13 protein-coding genes are annotated in these 15,553 nt (G+C 43.6%); 9 read left to right on the top strand and 4 right to left on the bottom strand.

Features of this window, described 5'->3' with window-relative positions; all coding sequences use genetic code 11:
* Positions 1-108: 108 nt before the first annotated feature.
* The gene (locus R7E51_RS03085) at positions 109-918 is read left to right on the top strand and encodes a helix-turn-helix domain-containing protein (protein ID WP_005377917.1); all 810 of its coding nucleotides are present in this window, start codon (positions 109-111) and stop codon (positions 916-918) included.
* On the opposite strand, the gene R7E51_RS03080 is transcribed toward R7E51_RS03085, so the two are convergent.
* Complete coding sequence (locus R7E51_RS03080) at positions 911-1,096, bottom strand: hypothetical protein (protein WP_017821820.1); 186 nt, start codon at positions 1,094-1,096, stop codon at positions 911-913. The two genes, R7E51_RS03085 and R7E51_RS03080, sit on opposite strands and share 8 nt — an antisense overlap.
* A gap of 270 nt (positions 1,097-1,366) precedes the next feature.
* Here R7E51_RS03080 and R7E51_RS03075 point away from each other — a divergent pair, with 270 nt between their 5' ends.
* The 6 genes from R7E51_RS03075 to pheT all read left to right on the top strand — a co-directional run bounded on the left by R7E51_RS03075 (position 1,367) and on the right by pheT (position 10,378).
* Positions 1,367-2,155: a TetR/AcrR family transcriptional regulator gene (locus tag R7E51_RS03075; RefSeq protein WP_005377913.1), complete on the top strand. Its 789-nt coding sequence runs from the start codon at positions 1,367-1,369 to the stop codon at positions 2,153-2,155.
* Positions 2,156-2,404: 249 nt separating this feature from the next.
* Positions 2,405-4,783 carry an efflux RND transporter permease subunit gene (locus R7E51_RS03070; protein WP_017821821.1) on the top strand — a complete coding sequence of 793 codons (2,379 nt, stop codon included), beginning with the start codon at positions 2,405-2,407 and terminating at the stop codon, positions 4,781-4,783.
* A gap of 18 nt (positions 4,784-4,801) precedes the next feature.
* The gene (locus tag R7E51_RS03065; protein WP_017821822.1) at positions 4,802-5,593 is read left to right on the top strand and encodes an outer membrane lipoprotein-sorting protein; all 792 of its coding nucleotides are present in this window, start codon (positions 4,802-4,804) and stop codon (positions 5,591-5,593) included.
* 10 nt (positions 5,594-5,603) lie between these two features.
* The gene (locus tag R7E51_RS03060) at positions 5,604-6,779 is read left to right on the top strand and encodes a hypothetical protein (protein WP_017821823.1); all 1,176 of its coding nucleotides are present in this window, start codon (positions 5,604-5,606) and stop codon (positions 6,777-6,779) included.
* A 191-nt stretch (positions 6,780-6,970) separates the two neighbouring features.
* Positions 6,971-7,954: a phenylalanine--tRNA ligase subunit alpha gene (gene pheS / locus R7E51_RS03055; protein ID WP_005385470.1), complete on the top strand. Its 984-nt coding sequence runs from the start codon at positions 6,971-6,973 to the stop codon at positions 7,952-7,954.
* Between the two features lie 18 nt (positions 7,955-7,972).
* Complete coding sequence (gene pheT / locus R7E51_RS03050; protein ID WP_017821824.1) at positions 7,973-10,378, top strand: phenylalanine--tRNA ligase subunit beta; 2,406 nt, start codon at positions 7,973-7,975, stop codon at positions 10,376-10,378.
* Between the two features lie 213 nt (positions 10,379-10,591).
* Here the strand turns inward: pheT and R7E51_RS03045 are convergent, their stop codons facing one another.
* Positions 10,592-11,473, bottom strand: a complete 882-nt coding sequence (locus R7E51_RS03045) for an AEC family transporter (RefSeq protein ID WP_005377901.1) — start codon at positions 11,471-11,473, stop codon at positions 10,592-10,594.
* Positions 11,474-12,007: 534 nt separating this feature from the next.
* Between R7E51_RS03045 and ihfA the strand changes: the two genes are divergently transcribed.
* Entirely contained in the window at positions 12,008-12,304 is a 297-nt protein-coding gene (gene ihfA / locus R7E51_RS03040; protein ID WP_005377899.1) for an integration host factor subunit alpha, read from the top strand.
* A 121-nt stretch (positions 12,305-12,425) separates the two neighbouring features.
* Here ihfA and R7E51_RS03035 read toward each other — a convergent pair whose 3' ends face one another.
* A complete protein-coding gene (locus R7E51_RS03035) occupies positions 12,426-13,205 on the bottom strand; it encodes a phosphoribosylglycinamide formyltransferase (protein WP_017821825.1) in 780 nt (259 codons plus the stop codon).
* Between the two features lie 315 nt (positions 13,206-13,520).
* Here R7E51_RS03035 and R7E51_RS03030 point away from each other — a divergent pair, with 315 nt between their 5' ends.
* The gene (locus R7E51_RS03030; protein ID WP_021707633.1) at positions 13,521-14,171 is read left to right on the top strand and encodes a thiopurine S-methyltransferase; all 651 of its coding nucleotides are present in this window, start codon (positions 13,521-13,523) and stop codon (positions 14,169-14,171) included.
* Between the two features lie 72 nt (positions 14,172-14,243).
* On the opposite strand, the gene purT is transcribed toward R7E51_RS03030, so the two are convergent.
* Positions 14,244-15,419 carry a formate-dependent phosphoribosylglycinamide formyltransferase gene (gene purT / locus R7E51_RS03025; RefSeq protein WP_025766819.1) on the bottom strand — a complete coding sequence of 392 codons (1,176 nt, stop codon included), beginning with the start codon at positions 15,417-15,419 and terminating at the stop codon, positions 14,244-14,246.
* Between the last annotated feature and the right edge of the window lie 134 nt (positions 15,420-15,553).

Genomic DNA, 15,553 nt, shown 5'->3' with positions numbered 1-15,553 from the left:
TATATTAATTCATGTTTTTCTTATAAAAATATGAACTTATACCTTGCCAAGCGGTTCTAAATTGTTACAAATACTATACAGCTGTAACATTGCCAAAAGGAATTGTAGATGAGAGATCTGACTCCCGAATACTTGCTAGCCGCATTACGCCAAGCGATTAAAACAAAAGGGCTAACATATCGAGAGCTATCTGAGAAAATGGGTATGCCACTATCTACTTTTAAGAGACATCTTACAAGCACGAATCTCGCTTTAGATAAGTTGCTGGAATATTGTAGAGCGGTTGATTGCACGTTAGATGAACTACAAAAGCTCGCAAATCAATTGCAAGGTGAAGACGAGGATTACTTTAGTCGCACACAGGATGAAGTATTCTTTCAATTCCCTCACCTTTACGACTTTTATCGTGAATTGAGAATGTTACGAGGTAAAGACGGCTATTCTATTTTAAAGAAAAAGTATGACTTGTCTGAGCAGAGCATGTCCGATTACTTAAAAGCATTAGAGTTGTTGGATCTCGTTTACGTTGATGAAGATAAAAATATAACGCTGCACGGACCTTTATATTATAGCTATGCAGAGAACTCCAAGCTCAACGACAAATATACCGAAATCATAAAAGAGCAGACGACTACCCACGATAAGTGTGTTCGCGTTGCTTTGGCGCGTATGAAAATTACCGAAGAACAGCTTTTGTTACTGGAAGATCAAGTCGCAAAGACCGTCATCGATTTTCATTCCAAAAATGTTGTAGCAGAGAACTTTAATGTCTCTGATTTTACTAATATTGTTCTACTTGCTGGGCCACATCAGCCAGTCACATTCTCTGACGGCATTATTGAGACAGAGGGGCGATTTATTGATGATATTCGTTATGCCATCGCATCTGCAGGTGATAAGCCAAGCCTATCTATATAGATTTTGAGCCTTTTTTGAAGAGAGTTTCTGAAAGGGCGTTGCAAAAGAAAAAGCCTAAGACAGCAAATACTTTGTAAGTAGGGCATTCAGCGGTGTTTGCTCTTAATTCAGACTTAAAGTGTTTTGGGCTTATTTCGAATAATACCTGTTCAGTATCTACTTTCGTCATTTTTAACATGCTGATTTCCTTCGTTGTTCCTCCCAAAGCCACTCTCGCTTCCTCTACAAAGAAACCATTCTCGTTGAACCAAGCATCCTGTAGCTACTTGGGTATGCATAATTGGTAGCTATTTATCTTCTAATTATAAATTCATACTTGAAATGTTTGTTTTTTGATCTATTATGACGAAGTGTCATTCATGACGGTTCGTCAACTTTAGTTGCGTTCCTGTATTAAAGAATCGTGTTACAATTATTGGGAGTGTGTTGGTATACGGATCAAAGGATTATGTTTAACTTTCGCTGTAAAAAATATAGCAAGCAAGACGGATGTCGCGTGTCTTCAGGGCTAACAAAAAAGCAACAGGCGATTGCTGATCGTGAGATAGAGCTTATTCAATTGGCTAAGTCTTTAGTTCAAGAGCAAGGCTTTGCCAACTTAACGATGGACAAGCTTACAGCGTCAAGCCCTTATTCTAAAGGGACGATCTACAATCATTTTTGCAGCAAAGAAGATGTGATTCTTGCGCTTTGTATTCATTCGCTGAAAAGCGAAGCAATATTTTTCGAACGTACCGCCAAATTTAATGGCAATACCAGAGAAAAAATCATTGCGATGCATGTAGGTTATCGTATTTACGCTCGTATGGAGCCAGTACTATCAACCTGTGCGATTGTTGCAAAGACGCCTTGGGTTCTAGAGAAGGCTTCGCCTAAACGTGTGAATGAACTGAATAACTTGGAAGAACAAGTAATAGATGGTGCTGATGCGCTAGTGAACAATGCGGTAGAATGTGGTGATCTTAAGTTTTCTCCCGCAATAGGTTCTGATGCTATTGTATTCGCCAACTGGTCTATTGCATTCGGTTCAAACGCTTTGGCGCAAAATGCATCGAACAGTCGATGTATTCAGCGAATTCAAGACCCATTCTCAGTACTGCACAACGCGAATATGTTACTTGATGGTTTAGGTTGGTCGCCTTTATCTACAGAATGGGACTACCGTAAAACCTGGCGTCGAGTGGAGCAGGAGTTATTTAGTGAAGAGCTTGCTTATTTAGAGTCAGTGAATCGCTAATAAACTGGAAAGGCCAATCTGACGTTATGGTTGGCTTTTTTATCGCACTATTGTGACGAATCGTCATTAAATCTCGAAGGTTGGCGTTCAGCCAATGATCACGAGAAGCATAGGAAGTTACTAAAAACTAACTTATGTAGCCAAATTCATTCGATCTAAAGTTTGCATGTCGAGTTTGTCTGGTTATTTACAGCATTTGCTGTTTTTTTAGTTTTTAAATTTGACGAAACGTCACAAAAGGAGAGTGTGATGCCACATCACAACGTTCAACAATACGCCCGTTCAGGGTGGGGTAAGCTACCAACGAATTACAGTGTATTGGTGATGCTTGCTACCGTTTTATTGATTGTCATAGCAACTATTGGAGGAAAAAATCTTTACTTTAGAGGAGATTACGACATCTTCTTTGATGGAACAAATGAGCAGTTACTTGCGTTTGATGAAATTCAAACCACCTTTGCAAAATCTGACAGTCTTGCTTTGGTTATAGCGCCAAAGAGCGGCACTGTTTTTACTCCTAGCACATTATCTCTTATTCAGCAGATCACTGACGAGGCGTGGCAAGTTCCATACTCCACCCGCGTTGATTCCCTCGCCAACTACCAGCATACCGAAGCGTTTGAAGATGATCTTCTTGTCGAAGATTTACTGTATAGCGAATATGAATTGACACCTCAACGAATAGAGAAAGTCAAAAGTATTGCGTTGAGTGAGCCGGTTTTGAAAAGTTCACTGATTTCTGAAAAAGGAGATGTCACGGTCGTAAACGTTACGGTCCAACTCCCTGAAATAGATAAAACTGCTGAAGTACAAGAGGTGGTTGCTTACATAAACGGAATGATTGAGCGTTATCAGCAAGTGTACCCAGACACGGAATTCCACAAGGCTGGTATTATTGCAATGAACTACGCGTTTATGACCGCAGCCCAAGATGATAGCGCAACATTAGTGCCAACTATGTTACTAGTGATATTGGTGTTTCTGACCATCATGTTGCGCTCATTGCTTAGCGTCATCGCGACGCTCATCGTTATTATCGGCTCGGTTATGGTTACAATGGGCTTGTCAGGATGGGCTGGTATGTTCTTAAGCACGGCGACCGTTAATGTGCCTACCTTGGTGATGACGCTTGCCGTCGCAGACTGTGTACACATCATCGCGACAATGCGTCAGTCTATGCAAAACGGCTTTAGTAAAGCCCACTCTATTGAGCGAAGTATTGCGCTCAATTTCATGCCTATCTTGATTACCTCCATTACCACCGCGATCGGCTTTTTAATGATGAATATGTCGGATTCTCCAATCCTGAGAGATTTCGGCAACCTATCAGCCCTTGGCGTCATGGTTGCTTGTTTCCTTTCCATCACGTTACTTCCCGCCTTGCTTAATATCCTTCCGATTACGGTGAAGTTGGATACTTCTGATGAAAGAAAGCACTTTATGGATCATTTAGGAGATTTCGTGGTGTCAAAGCGACATGCGTTATTGCCGTTGTCGGTGCTTGTTATTGTCGCGAGTGCGAGCTTGATTCCGCTGAACAAAGTCAATGATGAATCCGTCGAGTACTTTGGCCATAGCAATGAATTTCGCCGAGCGGCTGATTTTATGGAAGAGCGAATCAGTGGCATGGCGAACATCAGTATCGCGATAAAAACTAACGAATCGCAGGGCATTGCCGATCCTAATTTTCTCAATTCCGTGGGTAAATTTACTGACTGGCTAAGGTTGCAGCCAGAAACGGACCATGTTGCGACCTTGAGCGATGTTTATAAGCGCCTAAACAAGAACATGCATGGAGATGATCAGGCTTATTACTCGCTCCCTCAAGACAGAGAATTAGCGGCTCAATATCTGCTGCTTTACGAAATGTCACTACCGTATGGTTTAGATTTGAACAACCAAATCAATGTAGATAAGTCGTCGATCAAGATGGTTCTCACCGTGGAGAACTTGGGCAGCGTCGAGCTTGTTGATTTGGAAAATCGTATTTACCAATGGTTTAACGAAAACGCGCCTCAATATGATGTTGTTGCGTCTAGTCCTTCACTGATGTTTGCGCATATTGGTGAAACGAATATGGCTAGCATGCTGTCAACCTTGCCCATTACTCTTGTCTTAATCTCTGCATTACTGATCTTTGCCTTGCGTTCGTTCAAGCTTGGCTTAATTAGTCTTGTCCCGAATATTGCTCCTGCGCTTATTGGTTTTGGTATTTGGGCGCTGGTTTCTGGCGAGATTAACTTGGGATTGTCTGTCGTTGTGACATTAACGCTTGGTGTTGTTGTTGATGACGCCGTTCACTTTCTTTCTAAATATCAACACGCTCGTAAAGATGGCCACAGTGCGGAGCAAGCGGTTCGCTACGCCTTTCGTACCGTGGGGCGCGCACTTTGGATTACGACGGTCGTGCTTGTTGCTGGTTTCTCTGTTCTGGCGATGTCGAGCTTCCGCTTAAATGCCGATATGGGACAGCTGAGTGCCATTGTCATCTTTATTGCCCTTGTTGTGGATTTCATCCTCCTACCGACTCTACTGATGTTGTTTGACAAAGGCGTTTACGACGAGGTGGAGCGCCGAAATAAGCTTAAATCAACTGACTCTCAAACCAAGACTGTTACTCAGTCATAACGAATTAAAGGATCGAACATGAATTTAGTAAAAAATGCCTTAAAAGTATCAGTACTTTCTGTCTCGCTTATTATGAGTCATGCGGTGTTGGCGGATGAAGCCAAAGGACTAGAAATTGCCCAAGAGCGCAAAGCCCGTGATGAAGGGTGGGGGGATTCTGTTGCTACGATGCAAATGATTCTTCGAAACGCGCAAGGAGAAAGCAGCACACGTTTAATGCGCTTACAATCACTCGAAGTTGATGGCGATGGTGACAAAGGGCTCACGATATTTGATGAACCGAGAGATGTAAAAGGCACGGCGTTTCTTAACCATTCTCATACGGTGGGTGCCGATGACCAATGGCTTTACCTTCCTGCACTGAAACGTGTGAAACGTATTTCCTCGCGTAACAAATCAGGTCCTTTTATGGGCAGTGAATTCGCGTATGAGGATCTCAGTTCCTTTGAGATTGAAAAATACCGTTTCAACTACCTAAAAGATGACAGCATAAACGGGCAAGATGTTTTCGTCGTAGAGCAAATTCCGACCGATAAGAACTCAGGTTATACCAAGCAAACGGTGTGGTTAGGTAAAGCGCATTATCGTCCACTTAAAGTTGAGTTTTACGACCGCAAAGGCTCTTTGTTAAAAACGCTTTCTTTTTCCGATTACAAGCAATATCTCAACCAATATTGGCGCGCGCACACTATGGCGATGACAAACCATCAAACAGGAAAAAGTACTGAGCTAACGACTAGCGAAATGCGTTTTAACACTGGATTACAAGACAATGACTTTCATAAGAATGTGTTGAAGCGAGTGAGGTAGTGGAGGAAAAATGAAGCGATTAAATGTTGGGTTGTTGTTTAGTGCAGCAGCTTTTTTTTACTCGATGCCTCTGACTGCCGTCGAGCTCGCAGGACAAGTCAATATTGAGCATCGTCAGTTTTTTGAAACGGGCTCTCAGGGTCAGAGCAAAGCGCAAACGTCATTGGTTTTGCAGCCAGAATTTTACTGGGAGATGCAAAATGGTGATGCAAACTTTACTTTCACACCTTTCTATCGTCTGGATGGTCTAGACGATGAGCGAAGTCATGGTGACATACGAGAGGCACTTTATCTGACTTATTGGGATGATTATGAGCTTCGAGTTGGGATTAGTAAGGTCTTTTGGGGAGTGACTGAATCAGCCCATTTAGTTGATGTAGTAAACCAAACAGATGCCATTGAAGCCGTCGATGGTGAAGATAAACTCGGTCAGCCGATGTTACATTTTACCTCTTTCAAAGACTGGGGCACCGTCCACGCAATGTTGTTACCTTACTTTAGGGAACGAACGTTTGCGGGTACAGATGGCCGCTTGAGAACCGACCCCGTTGTCTCTGATGATGCTATCTATGAATCAAGCAGAGAAGAGAAGCACGTAGATGTGGCTTTTCGATATTCGAAAATGCTTGGCGATTGGGACGTAGGCCTAAGCTATTTATATGGAACAAACCGGGATCCTTACTTTCGTTTAGAGTACGGAGAATTAAAGCCTTACTACGCTCTGATGAGTCATGTCGGTCTCGATGTGCAAGGAATTGTTGGCGATTGGTTATGGAAACTAGAAAGTGTTTATCGAGATAGCGCTGATAATCATGTCGGTCTTGTGACGGGTTTTGAGTATACCTTCGTCGGTGCATTTGACACGGTTTGGGATGTGGGGGTTATTGGTGAGTACCTCTATGACAGTCGTGGAAACAACGCACAAACTATCGGTCAAAATGATGTGTTTGCAGGTATTCGTTGGGCGCTCAATGATGAGGACGGAACGGAAGTATTGACGGGAATCACGAAGGATTTAGATAATGCTGATGTTTACAATGCTAAGTTAGAGGCGTCGAGCCGAATATCGAATCACGTTAAGTGGCAAATTGATGCTTGGTTGTTTAAAAATGAAACACCAAATGATTTGCTCTACTTCGCTAGAGATGACGATTTTATCGAGCTATCTATTCAATACTATTTCTAAAACAAAAGGGCACAACTAAACGGCAGATTAACTAAAGATGACATTTTTGACGTTTTTGTGCTCTTTTTATTCAATAACCTCTTCTTTTCGTAATTCAATTTGGCATTGGTGCCCGGTTTGGCTACTATGTACAGCTATCAAAAAACCAATCACTCCCTTATGGACACTACCTACAGGTAGATGAGGAAACGATGCAACATCTAGAAGAGATCATTGCTAGCGCGAGCACTGCAATTGAAGCTGCCGAATCGCTAGTCGCACTTGATGAAGTGCGTGTTCAGTATCTGGGTAAAAAAGGTGAGCTAACTGCTCAACTTCAAAGCCTAGGCAAACTACCACCAGAAGAACGCCGTGAAGCTGGTCAAGAGATCAACAAAGCGAAAGGCGTAGTTCAGCAAGCTATCGCAGCTCGTAAAGATGCACTACAACGTGCTGAGCTTGAAGCGAAACTAGCAGCAGAAACAATCGACGTAACACTACCAGGTCGTCGTATTGAAAACGGTGGTTTACACCCAGTAACTCGTACTGTAGAGCGTATTGAGAAGTTCTTTGGCGAACTTGGTTTTAACACCGAGGCTGGCCCAGAGATCGAAGATGCATTCCACAACTTCGATGCGCTAAACATCGCAGCTGATCACCCAGCGCGTACTGACCACGATACTTTCTTCTTCAACCCAGACTTGATGCTTCGTACTCATACGTCAGGCGTACAGATCCGTACGATGGAAAATGGTAAACCACCATTCCGTTTCATTGCACCAGGCCGTGTATACCGTAACGACTACGACCAAACGCACACGCCAATGTTCCACCAAGTGGAAGGCATGCTGGTTGATGAGAACGTAAACTTTGCTCAGCTGAAAGGCATCCTGCACGATTTCCTATGTAACTTCTTCGAAGAAGAAGTAGAAGTACGTTTCCGTCCATCTTACTTCCCATTCACTGAGCCTTCAGCTGAAGTAGACGTGAAAGGCAAAAACGGTAAATGGTTAGAAGTACTAGGCTGCGGTATGGTTCACCCGAACGTGCTACGTAGCGTAGGTATCGATCCTGAAAAATACTCTGGTTTCGCATTCGGTATGGGTGTTGAGCGTCTAACAATGCTTCGTTACGGCGTGAACGACCTACGTGCGTTCTTCGAGAACGATCTTCGTTTCCTAAAACAGTTCAAGTAATCCAGAGGGTTCATCAACATGAAATTCAGCGAATCATGGCTTCGTGAGTGGGTAAACCCTGCGGTTACTACTGACGAGCTAACTCACCAAATTACAATGGCCGGCCTAGAGGTAGACGAGGTTCTTCCTGTTGCTGGTTCTTTTACTGGCGTTAAAGTCGGTCACGTTGTTGAATGTGGCCAACACCCAGATGCAGACAAACTGCGCGTAACTAAAGTTGACGTGGGTGAAGAAGAGCTTCTAGACATTGTTTGTGGCGCACCTAACTGTCGCCAAGGTCTGAAAGTAGCAGTCGCAACAGTTGGTGCTGTTCTTCCAGGTGATTTCAAAATCAAAAAAGCGAAACTACGTGGCCAGCCATCTCACGGCATGCTTTGTTCGTTCACTGAACTAGGTATCGACGTTGAGTCAGACGGCATCATGGAACTAGCAGAAGACGCTGTAATCGGTACTGATTTCCGTGAATTCCTAGGTCTAGACGACGTAACAGTAGACGTAGATCTAACAGCAAACCGCGCTGACTGTTTCAGCATTCGTGGTCTAGCTCGTGAAGTTGGCGTACTAAACCGTGCTGACGTGACTGAGCCATCAGTAGAAGCAGTTGCCCCTTCAATCGACGATAAAGTGTCTATCGAAGTGAAAGCGCCAGCTGCGTGTCCTCGTTACCTAGGTCGTGTTATTAAGAACGTAAACGTTCAAGCTGAAACGCCACTATGGATGCAAGAGAAACTGCGTCGTTGTGGTATTCGCTCTATCGACCCTGTAGTAGACATCACTAACTACGTTCTTCTAGAGCAAGGCCAACCAATGCACGCATTCGATCTAGCGAAGATCGAAGGTGGCATCGTAGTTCGTATGGCAGAGCAAGGTGAGAAGCTAACGCTTCTTGACGGCAACGAAGCAGAACTAAACGCAGATACACTAGTAGTTGCTGACCACAACAAAGCACTTGCAATCGCAGGTATCTTTGGTGGTGAAGAGTCTGGTGTAACAACTGAGACTAAAGACGTTCTACTAGAGTGTGCATTCTTTGCACCTGACCACATCCGTGGTCGCGCACGCAGCTACGGTCTGCACACTGACTCTTCAATGCGTTTCGAGCGTGGTGTGGATTACGCACTACAAGTGAGCGCAATGGAGCGTGCAACACAGCTTCTTGTTGAAATTTGTGGCGGTGAAGTAGCACCTGTTGTTGCAGTAGAGTCTGAAGCAGACCTACCTAAGCCAAACAAAGTTGCTCTACGTCGTACTAAGCTAGACAACCTGCTAGGTCACCACATTGCAGATAGCGACGTAGTAGAAATCCTAGAGCGTCTAGGTTTGACTGTTGAAGCTTCAGAAGAAGGTTGGATGGCAGTAGCGCCAACATGGCGTTTCGATATCGCTATCGAGCAAGACCTGATTGAAGAAGTTGGCCGTATCTACGGTTATGACAACATTCCTAACCAACACCCAGCAGCAGCACTTAAGATGCACAACCACGTTGAAGCGGATCTTCCACTGAAACGCGTTCGTGATCTTCTTGTTGACCGTGGTTACCACGAAGCAATTACATACAGCTTCGTTGAGCCTGAGCAACAAAAGCTAGTTGTACCTGGTGTTGAGCCTCTAGTGCTTCCAAACCCAATTTCTGCAGACATGTCAGCAATGCGTCTTGGTCTTATCCAAGGTCTGCTGAACACGGTTGTTCACAACCAGAAGCGTCAACAGCCACGCGTTCGTCTATTCGAATACGGCCTACGTTTCATCCCATGTGAAACTGCAGAAAACGGCATGCGCCAAGAGCCTATGCTTGCAGGTGTTATTGCTGGTACTCGCGGTGAAGAACATTGGGATATCGAAACTAACACGGTTGATTTCTTCGACCTTAAGGGCGATCTAGAAGCGATTCTAGAGCTATCTGCGAACGAAAAAGCGTACTCTTTCGCTGCACTGTCACCTGAAAGCAAAAAAGCTAACCCAGCACTTCACCCAGGTCAATCTGCGGCAATCATCGTAGATGGCAAAGAAGTGGGCGTGATCGGTACCGTTCACCCTGAGCTTGAGCGTAAGTTCGGTCTAAATGGTCGTACTATCGTATTCGAAATCGAATGGTCTGCAATTAACAGCAAAGTGATCCCAGAAGCGGTAGCACTTTCTAAATTCCCTTCAAACCGTCGTGATATCGCGGTAGTAGTGGATGAAGCTGTTGCATCTGGTGACATTGTTAACGCTTGTCTAGAGCAAGGTGGCGAGTTCCTTAAAGATGCGAAACTGTTCGACGTTTACGTAGGTAAAGGCGTTGAAGATGGTAAGAAGAGCCTAGCAATCGCTCTGACTCTACAGTCACTTGAGCGTACGCTTGAAGATGCAGATATCGCTGGTGCGGTTGACGCTATCGTTGCTCACGTTTCTGAGAAGTTTGGTGCGTCTCTGCGTGACTAATCTCGCGTAACGTATCTTCTTAAGAAATGAAAACCCTGCCAGTTTGGCAGGGTTTTTTATTTTTAGGATTACCTTATCGTTGTTCAAGTTCCTTACTGCTCGCACCATCCCTCATTACTTTAAAATACTAGACCAAACTAGGGATGGCCCTTACCCGAGATTAGGAACGTATTGTTTTTCAGCTAATACACGCTAACGATAGCTTGTTGGCGGTTAGGCAGCGAGTGAGAGGGTATAGCTAAGCAGAAGAGGTAGCGTAAGAATGCTGAAAAAGTTGCCAAATAGTACCATTGACGCCACTTTCATGGGTTCTATATTCAGCCTTTCCGCAAATAGGTAATTCATGACGGCTGGCGGCAGCATTGTGAAGAGCACCATCATTTGCAATTGCATCGTTGGAAGGGGAATTAACCAATAAATAAGTGCAAAAGCGACAGCACCAGTTGCCAGTGACTGCACGGTACACAACACACCAATCTTTAAACCGTCCAACCTTAAATGACACATTTGTGCCCCCAGAGATAAAAGCATCACGGGTACGGCCGCTTGCCCAAGTAGAGCCGTGGCTTCGTATAAAGGCGCCCATGCACCCACATTTGACACGTTGAGAAACAGAGCCAACGACGCTGCTAAAAAGATTGGCATCTTGACTATTTGCTTAAAAGGGTTGCCATGACTAAGCAACATTACGCCTAAGCTGATATGCAAGCATGCTGACACGACAAATAAAAGCACTGCTGACGACAGCGCAATTTCTCCAAACGTATAGGTAAACAAAGGAATAGCTAGATTTCCGCTATTGCGAAACATATGTGGTGGCGCCCAGGTTTTAAACGAGAGTGACGTCCATCGACATACCGGGATCATGAGTAGTGCGGGAATTAAAACCGCGACAATTGCCGCCAAAAGAAGCGGCCCCTGATTTGAATCGAGCGGCATGCTAACGAGTGACGAAAATACCAGTGCTGGCGTAAATACCTCAATATTAATGCGGTTTATTGGGCGAAAGTCAGGCTTGATGTAACGACCGACCAAATAGCCAACTCCGACAAGAGCAAAAACAGGGAAAAGAATATTTATGATTTGATTAATCATGGTCGCCTAGAAGCAGTGTAAGAAGCTAATGAGGAAATACACGAACTTCCACATTATCAATCTTTATATATGGCGTCATCGTTAAACAGCGAGAAGCGTGGGTTTAATCAAGCTTTCTAAGCACAGTTGCAAAGTACAGGTGGTCATACCTTTTAATCTAATTGTTACGTATCGAGTTACATACAAATCACTGAATTTACGACAAGTTCTATGTCAAGTGTCTGTTAAATAACCAATATCTGATATTTTTATTAAATAGTGTTTAATGTTGATATTTAAACTACTTTTAGTTTTATAATCTGGATGTTTTTCCTGATAAAGATGAAACAAAAACAAAAATATCAAATTTCTGGCGTTTAACAATAATTTACGTAGTGCTATTCCTTTTGTTCGCCAAGAAAAAAGTTGGCGAAAATCATAAGCTTGTCATACACTTCCTGATGTAACCCCGATATGTTGTTGAATTGGTAGGGTAAAACTGCTCTGGCGCTACACTAACGTAGCATTGTTTAACATAGCTTTGAGGAAAGTTTTATGGCGCTCACAAAAGCCGAACTGGCAGAAAACCTGTTTGATAAATTAGGATTTAGTAAGCGGGACGCCAAGGAAACGGTGGAAGTGTTCTTTGAAGAGATTCGTAAGGCACTGGAAAGTGGCGAACAGGTAAAACTGTCAGGTTTTGGTAACTTTGATCTTCGTGACAAGAATGAACGACCTGGTCGTAACCCGAAAACTGGTGAAGATATTCCAATTACTGCTCGACGTGTAGTGACTTTTCGCCCGGGTCAGAAGTTAAAAGCTCGTGTAGAAAACCTGAAGAAAGTACAGTAAGCCGAATAAATGGATCACGCTAAGGCGTGGTCTTTTTTTGCGTAAAATTCGTGTGCATACAAATGAAAACCACCGCAATGCGGTGGTTTTTCTGTTTATGAGAGACGCTTAATGATATCGGTTACGCCGCTTCTAGATGCGTTGTTAAGTATGGTTGCCATGCTTGTTGGTACAAGTTCTTAGACTGTGTACGCATGTTGCGAATAGAGGCAAGCTCTATTTCGCTTAGCTCACGTTTTTCCAACATCGCTTGACGTTCTAGTTTCTGGATTTTTTCGTATAGGTCGTGTTCGGGACCGCTTTTTACATCTGCGATTGCTTTCAAGTGCAGTTGAACTTCGGCTACTAGGTTTGTTTTTGGTAAACGAACGAGCAAGTTCAAGTCTCTATATCCTGAAGGGCCAGGTTTTTTGAATCGATTTTTTACTTTCACAATCGTTGTTTCACGCTCTAACGTTTCATAAATGGAGACTAAGCTGGCGACGTCTTCAGCTACAATCGTTGCACGTGCTAGGTCAGTAATACGTTCAACTTTCCCACCTAATTCTAAAGCTATCTTTTCTTCTGCTCGTTGTTTGGATTTTACACCTGCGAAGTATGGCTGAGCGTCATTAAGAAGTGCGGTACTTTTACAGATAGTTTCAAGTTCAAATTGTGCTTGGTGTGCTTTGCTGTAAAGAATGTCGAAGTCAGAATATGGCTGAGTTGGCGTGGTGTCGATTGACTGAATGCCGTATAAACCGCTAAGGCTGTGTTTAAAAAGTTTCGAACAAACTTCGTTTTGGCTGGTTGAACGATTTTGTTCGCCACTAGGTGCAGGGGTAATTGGAAGTGCGGCAAATGCCGGTGCACGGCTAAGTACCAAAAGCATCAATGCTGTAGTACGAAGAAATAAGCTCATTCACTCTCCTTAACTTGCTTGTACTTAGAAAATAGGGAACATAAAGGTCGCTAAGTTCGGCAAATCAGGTACTAACTTATAAATGGGGCCATTACGAAAGATTCCAAGGTTTCAGTTTTATCTTGAAGTAGAATCGTGCGTTAGATCACCATTTCTCTTTTCTTTATTCTGATTATCAGATAAAGGCGCGTCTCCTATGAGACCGATTACATCCTATCACCGCAGTATTAACCAAAGATGAACGGCATAGACAAATTGAAAAAAAACGTTAGTCTTACCTCTCAAAATGAAAACAGCCGACAAGTAGAAAGTAAAATGAGAGACCAAGAATTTTGGCATAACAAATGGGCCAGCAATCAAATCGGATTTCACTTGGAAGATGTAAACCCGCTATTACCAGTATATTGGAAACACACTAATCCAAAGCGTGAAGATAAAGTGTTAGTTCCTTTATGTGGAAAGTCAGAAGACTTGATTTGGCTAGCGATGAAGCATGATTCGGTTGAAGGCGTTGAGCTAAGCCATATTGCTGTGCGTGCCTTTTTTGCTGAACATTTTTACACGCCAACGGTAACGCCTCTTAATGGCATGCACGAGCTTTATCAATTTGATGAGCTCTCTATTTATACTGGGGACTTTTTCACTGCACCAGTATCTCAAGCCGATATCATTTATGATCGTGCCGCGTTGGTTGCTTTACCGCAAGATATGCGAGAGGAGTATGTAGAGCGTCTCAAGCAACTTTTGAACCCAGGCGGTCGTATTTTGCTTGTTACACTCAACTATCCTCAAGAAGAGATGGCGGGGCCTCCATTTAGCGTGCCGGTCGAAGAGATTGAGCAGTTATTTTCAGGTTACAAAGTTACTTGTTTGAACGTAGATGAAGCTGACGAGAATCATCCTAAAATTGCGAAAAAAGGCTTAAGTCGCTTCTCTGAAGAAGTGTACTTAATCGAGAGTGAATAGGCTCTCTTCGGTTTGGAACACGAAATAGCGCAGCAATTTGAGCTGCGCTATTTTTGTATGAGTGGTTCGTATTTAATAAATGATATTCACTTTTGAAGCACTTTCAACAGCATCTTGAACGGCTTCTTCGGTGGTTTTTCGTCGCGTAAGGACAACACCTAAACGGCGGCGACCATCGATTTCTGGCTTACCGAATAGACGAACTTGTGTTTGAGGTTGAGCTAAAGCTTTGCTTAGGTTTTCAAAGCGAATGTTTGTGGAAGTCCCTTGTCCAAGAATAACAGCAGACGCAGATGGGCCATATTGCACAATATTATTAATTGGCATTCCGGTAAACGCGCGCACGTGGAGAGCAAACTCAGACATTTCCTGCGAAATCATTGTAACCATACCCGTATCGTGAGGGCGAGGAGAGACCTCATTGAAAATGACTTTATCGCCTTTGACAAACAGCTCTACACCAAAGATGCCGTAGCCACCGAGCGCGTTTACCACTTTCTCAGCCGTGTATTCAGCTGCTTTTACTGCGTTTTCTGACATAGCTTGCGGTTGCCATGATTCGCGGTAGTCGCCATCTTCCTGACGATGACCAATTGGAGCACAGAAATGCACACCGTCAACGGCTCTGATGGTCAATAAAGTGATTTCGTAATCGAAGTCGATAAAACCTTCCACGATAACGCGACCTGCACCCGTACGTCCGCCTTCCTGAGCGTAATCCCATGCTTTTGTAACGTCGTCTTCGGTCTTGATAACACTTTGCCCTTTACCGGAAGAGCTCATCACTGGCTTCACCACGCACGGAATACCCACATGTTCAACCGCGGCTTTGAAGTCTTCAAAGTTATCTGCAAAACGATAAGGTGAAGTCGTCAATTCCAGTTCTTCTGCTGCCAAACGTCGGATACCTTCACGATTCATTGTTAGCCTGGTTGCCTTAGCGGTTGGAACAACATTCAGTCCTTTCTCTTCAAGCTCTACCAGTTTGCCGGTTGCGATGGCTTCAATTTCTGGTACGACGTAAGTAGGTTGTTCCTTCGTAATAACTTCTTCTAAGGCGTTCCCATCTAACATGTCGATAACATAACTACGGTGAGCGACTTGCATCGCTGGAGCATTGGCATAGCGATCACAAGCAATCACTTCTAAACCAAGTCTCTGGCATTCAATGGCGACTTCTTTACCGAGTTCGCCAGAGCCTAAAAGTAATACACGGGTAGTATTTGCGCTAGTTGCAGTGCCAAACATAGTGTTCCCTTACAAAATAGAGTGATGAGACAGAAATTGCAGGAGATCATACTGAAGTTTTATGACAAAGCAAACGTTTGCTTTTGGTTTTTAGGTAATAAAAAAGCTCTACATGTTGTAGAGCTTTTTGTTGA

This window comes from Vibrio sp. Vb1166 (assembly GCF_033338695.1).
Taxonomy (GTDB): domain Bacteria; phylum Pseudomonadota; class Gammaproteobacteria; order Enterobacterales; family Vibrionaceae; genus Vibrio; species Vibrio alginolyticus.
The sequence above is the reverse complement of the archived record's forward strand: the minus strand, read 5'-3'. Positions and strand labels throughout refer to the sequence as shown.

Excerpts from the sequence above, each read along its gene's own strand:
- R7E51_RS03085 (WP_005377917.1), top strand. The coding sequence starts at position 109 with ATGAGAGATCTGACTCCCGAATACTTGCTAGCCGCATTACGCCAAGCG.
- R7E51_RS03080 (WP_017821820.1), bottom strand. The coding sequence starts at position 1,096 with ATGTTAAAAATGACGAAAGTAGATACTGAACAGGTATTATTCGAAATA.
- R7E51_RS03075 (WP_005377913.1), top strand. The coding sequence starts at position 1,367 with ATGTTTAACTTTCGCTGTAAAAAATATAGCAAGCAAGACGGATGTCGC.
- R7E51_RS03070 (WP_017821821.1), top strand. The coding sequence starts at position 2,405 with ATGCCACATCACAACGTTCAACAATACGCCCGTTCAGGGTGGGGTAAG.
- R7E51_RS03065 (WP_017821822.1), top strand. The coding sequence starts at position 4,802 with ATGAATTTAGTAAAAAATGCCTTAAAAGTATCAGTACTTTCTGTCTCG.
- R7E51_RS03060 (WP_017821823.1), top strand. The coding sequence starts at position 5,604 with ATGAAGCGATTAAATGTTGGGTTGTTGTTTAGTGCAGCAGCTTTTTTT.
- pheS (WP_005385470.1), top strand. The coding sequence starts at position 6,971 with ATGCAACATCTAGAAGAGATCATTGCTAGCGCGAGCACTGCAATTGAA.
- pheT (WP_017821824.1), top strand. The coding sequence starts at position 7,973 with ATGAAATTCAGCGAATCATGGCTTCGTGAGTGGGTAAACCCTGCGGTT.
- R7E51_RS03045 (WP_005377901.1), bottom strand. The coding sequence starts at position 11,473 with ATGATTAATCAAATCATAAATATTCTTTTCCCTGTTTTTGCTCTTGTC.
- ihfA (WP_005377899.1), top strand. The coding sequence starts at position 12,008 with ATGGCGCTCACAAAAGCCGAACTGGCAGAAAACCTGTTTGATAAATTA.
- R7E51_RS03035 (WP_017821825.1), bottom strand. The coding sequence starts at position 13,205 with ATGAGCTTATTTCTTCGTACTACAGCATTGATGCTTTTGGTACTTAGC.
- R7E51_RS03030 (WP_021707633.1), top strand. The coding sequence starts at position 13,521 with ATGAGAGACCAAGAATTTTGGCATAACAAATGGGCCAGCAATCAAATC.
- purT (WP_025766819.1), bottom strand. The coding sequence starts at position 15,419 with ATGTTTGGCACTGCAACTAGCGCAAATACTACCCGTGTATTACTTTTA.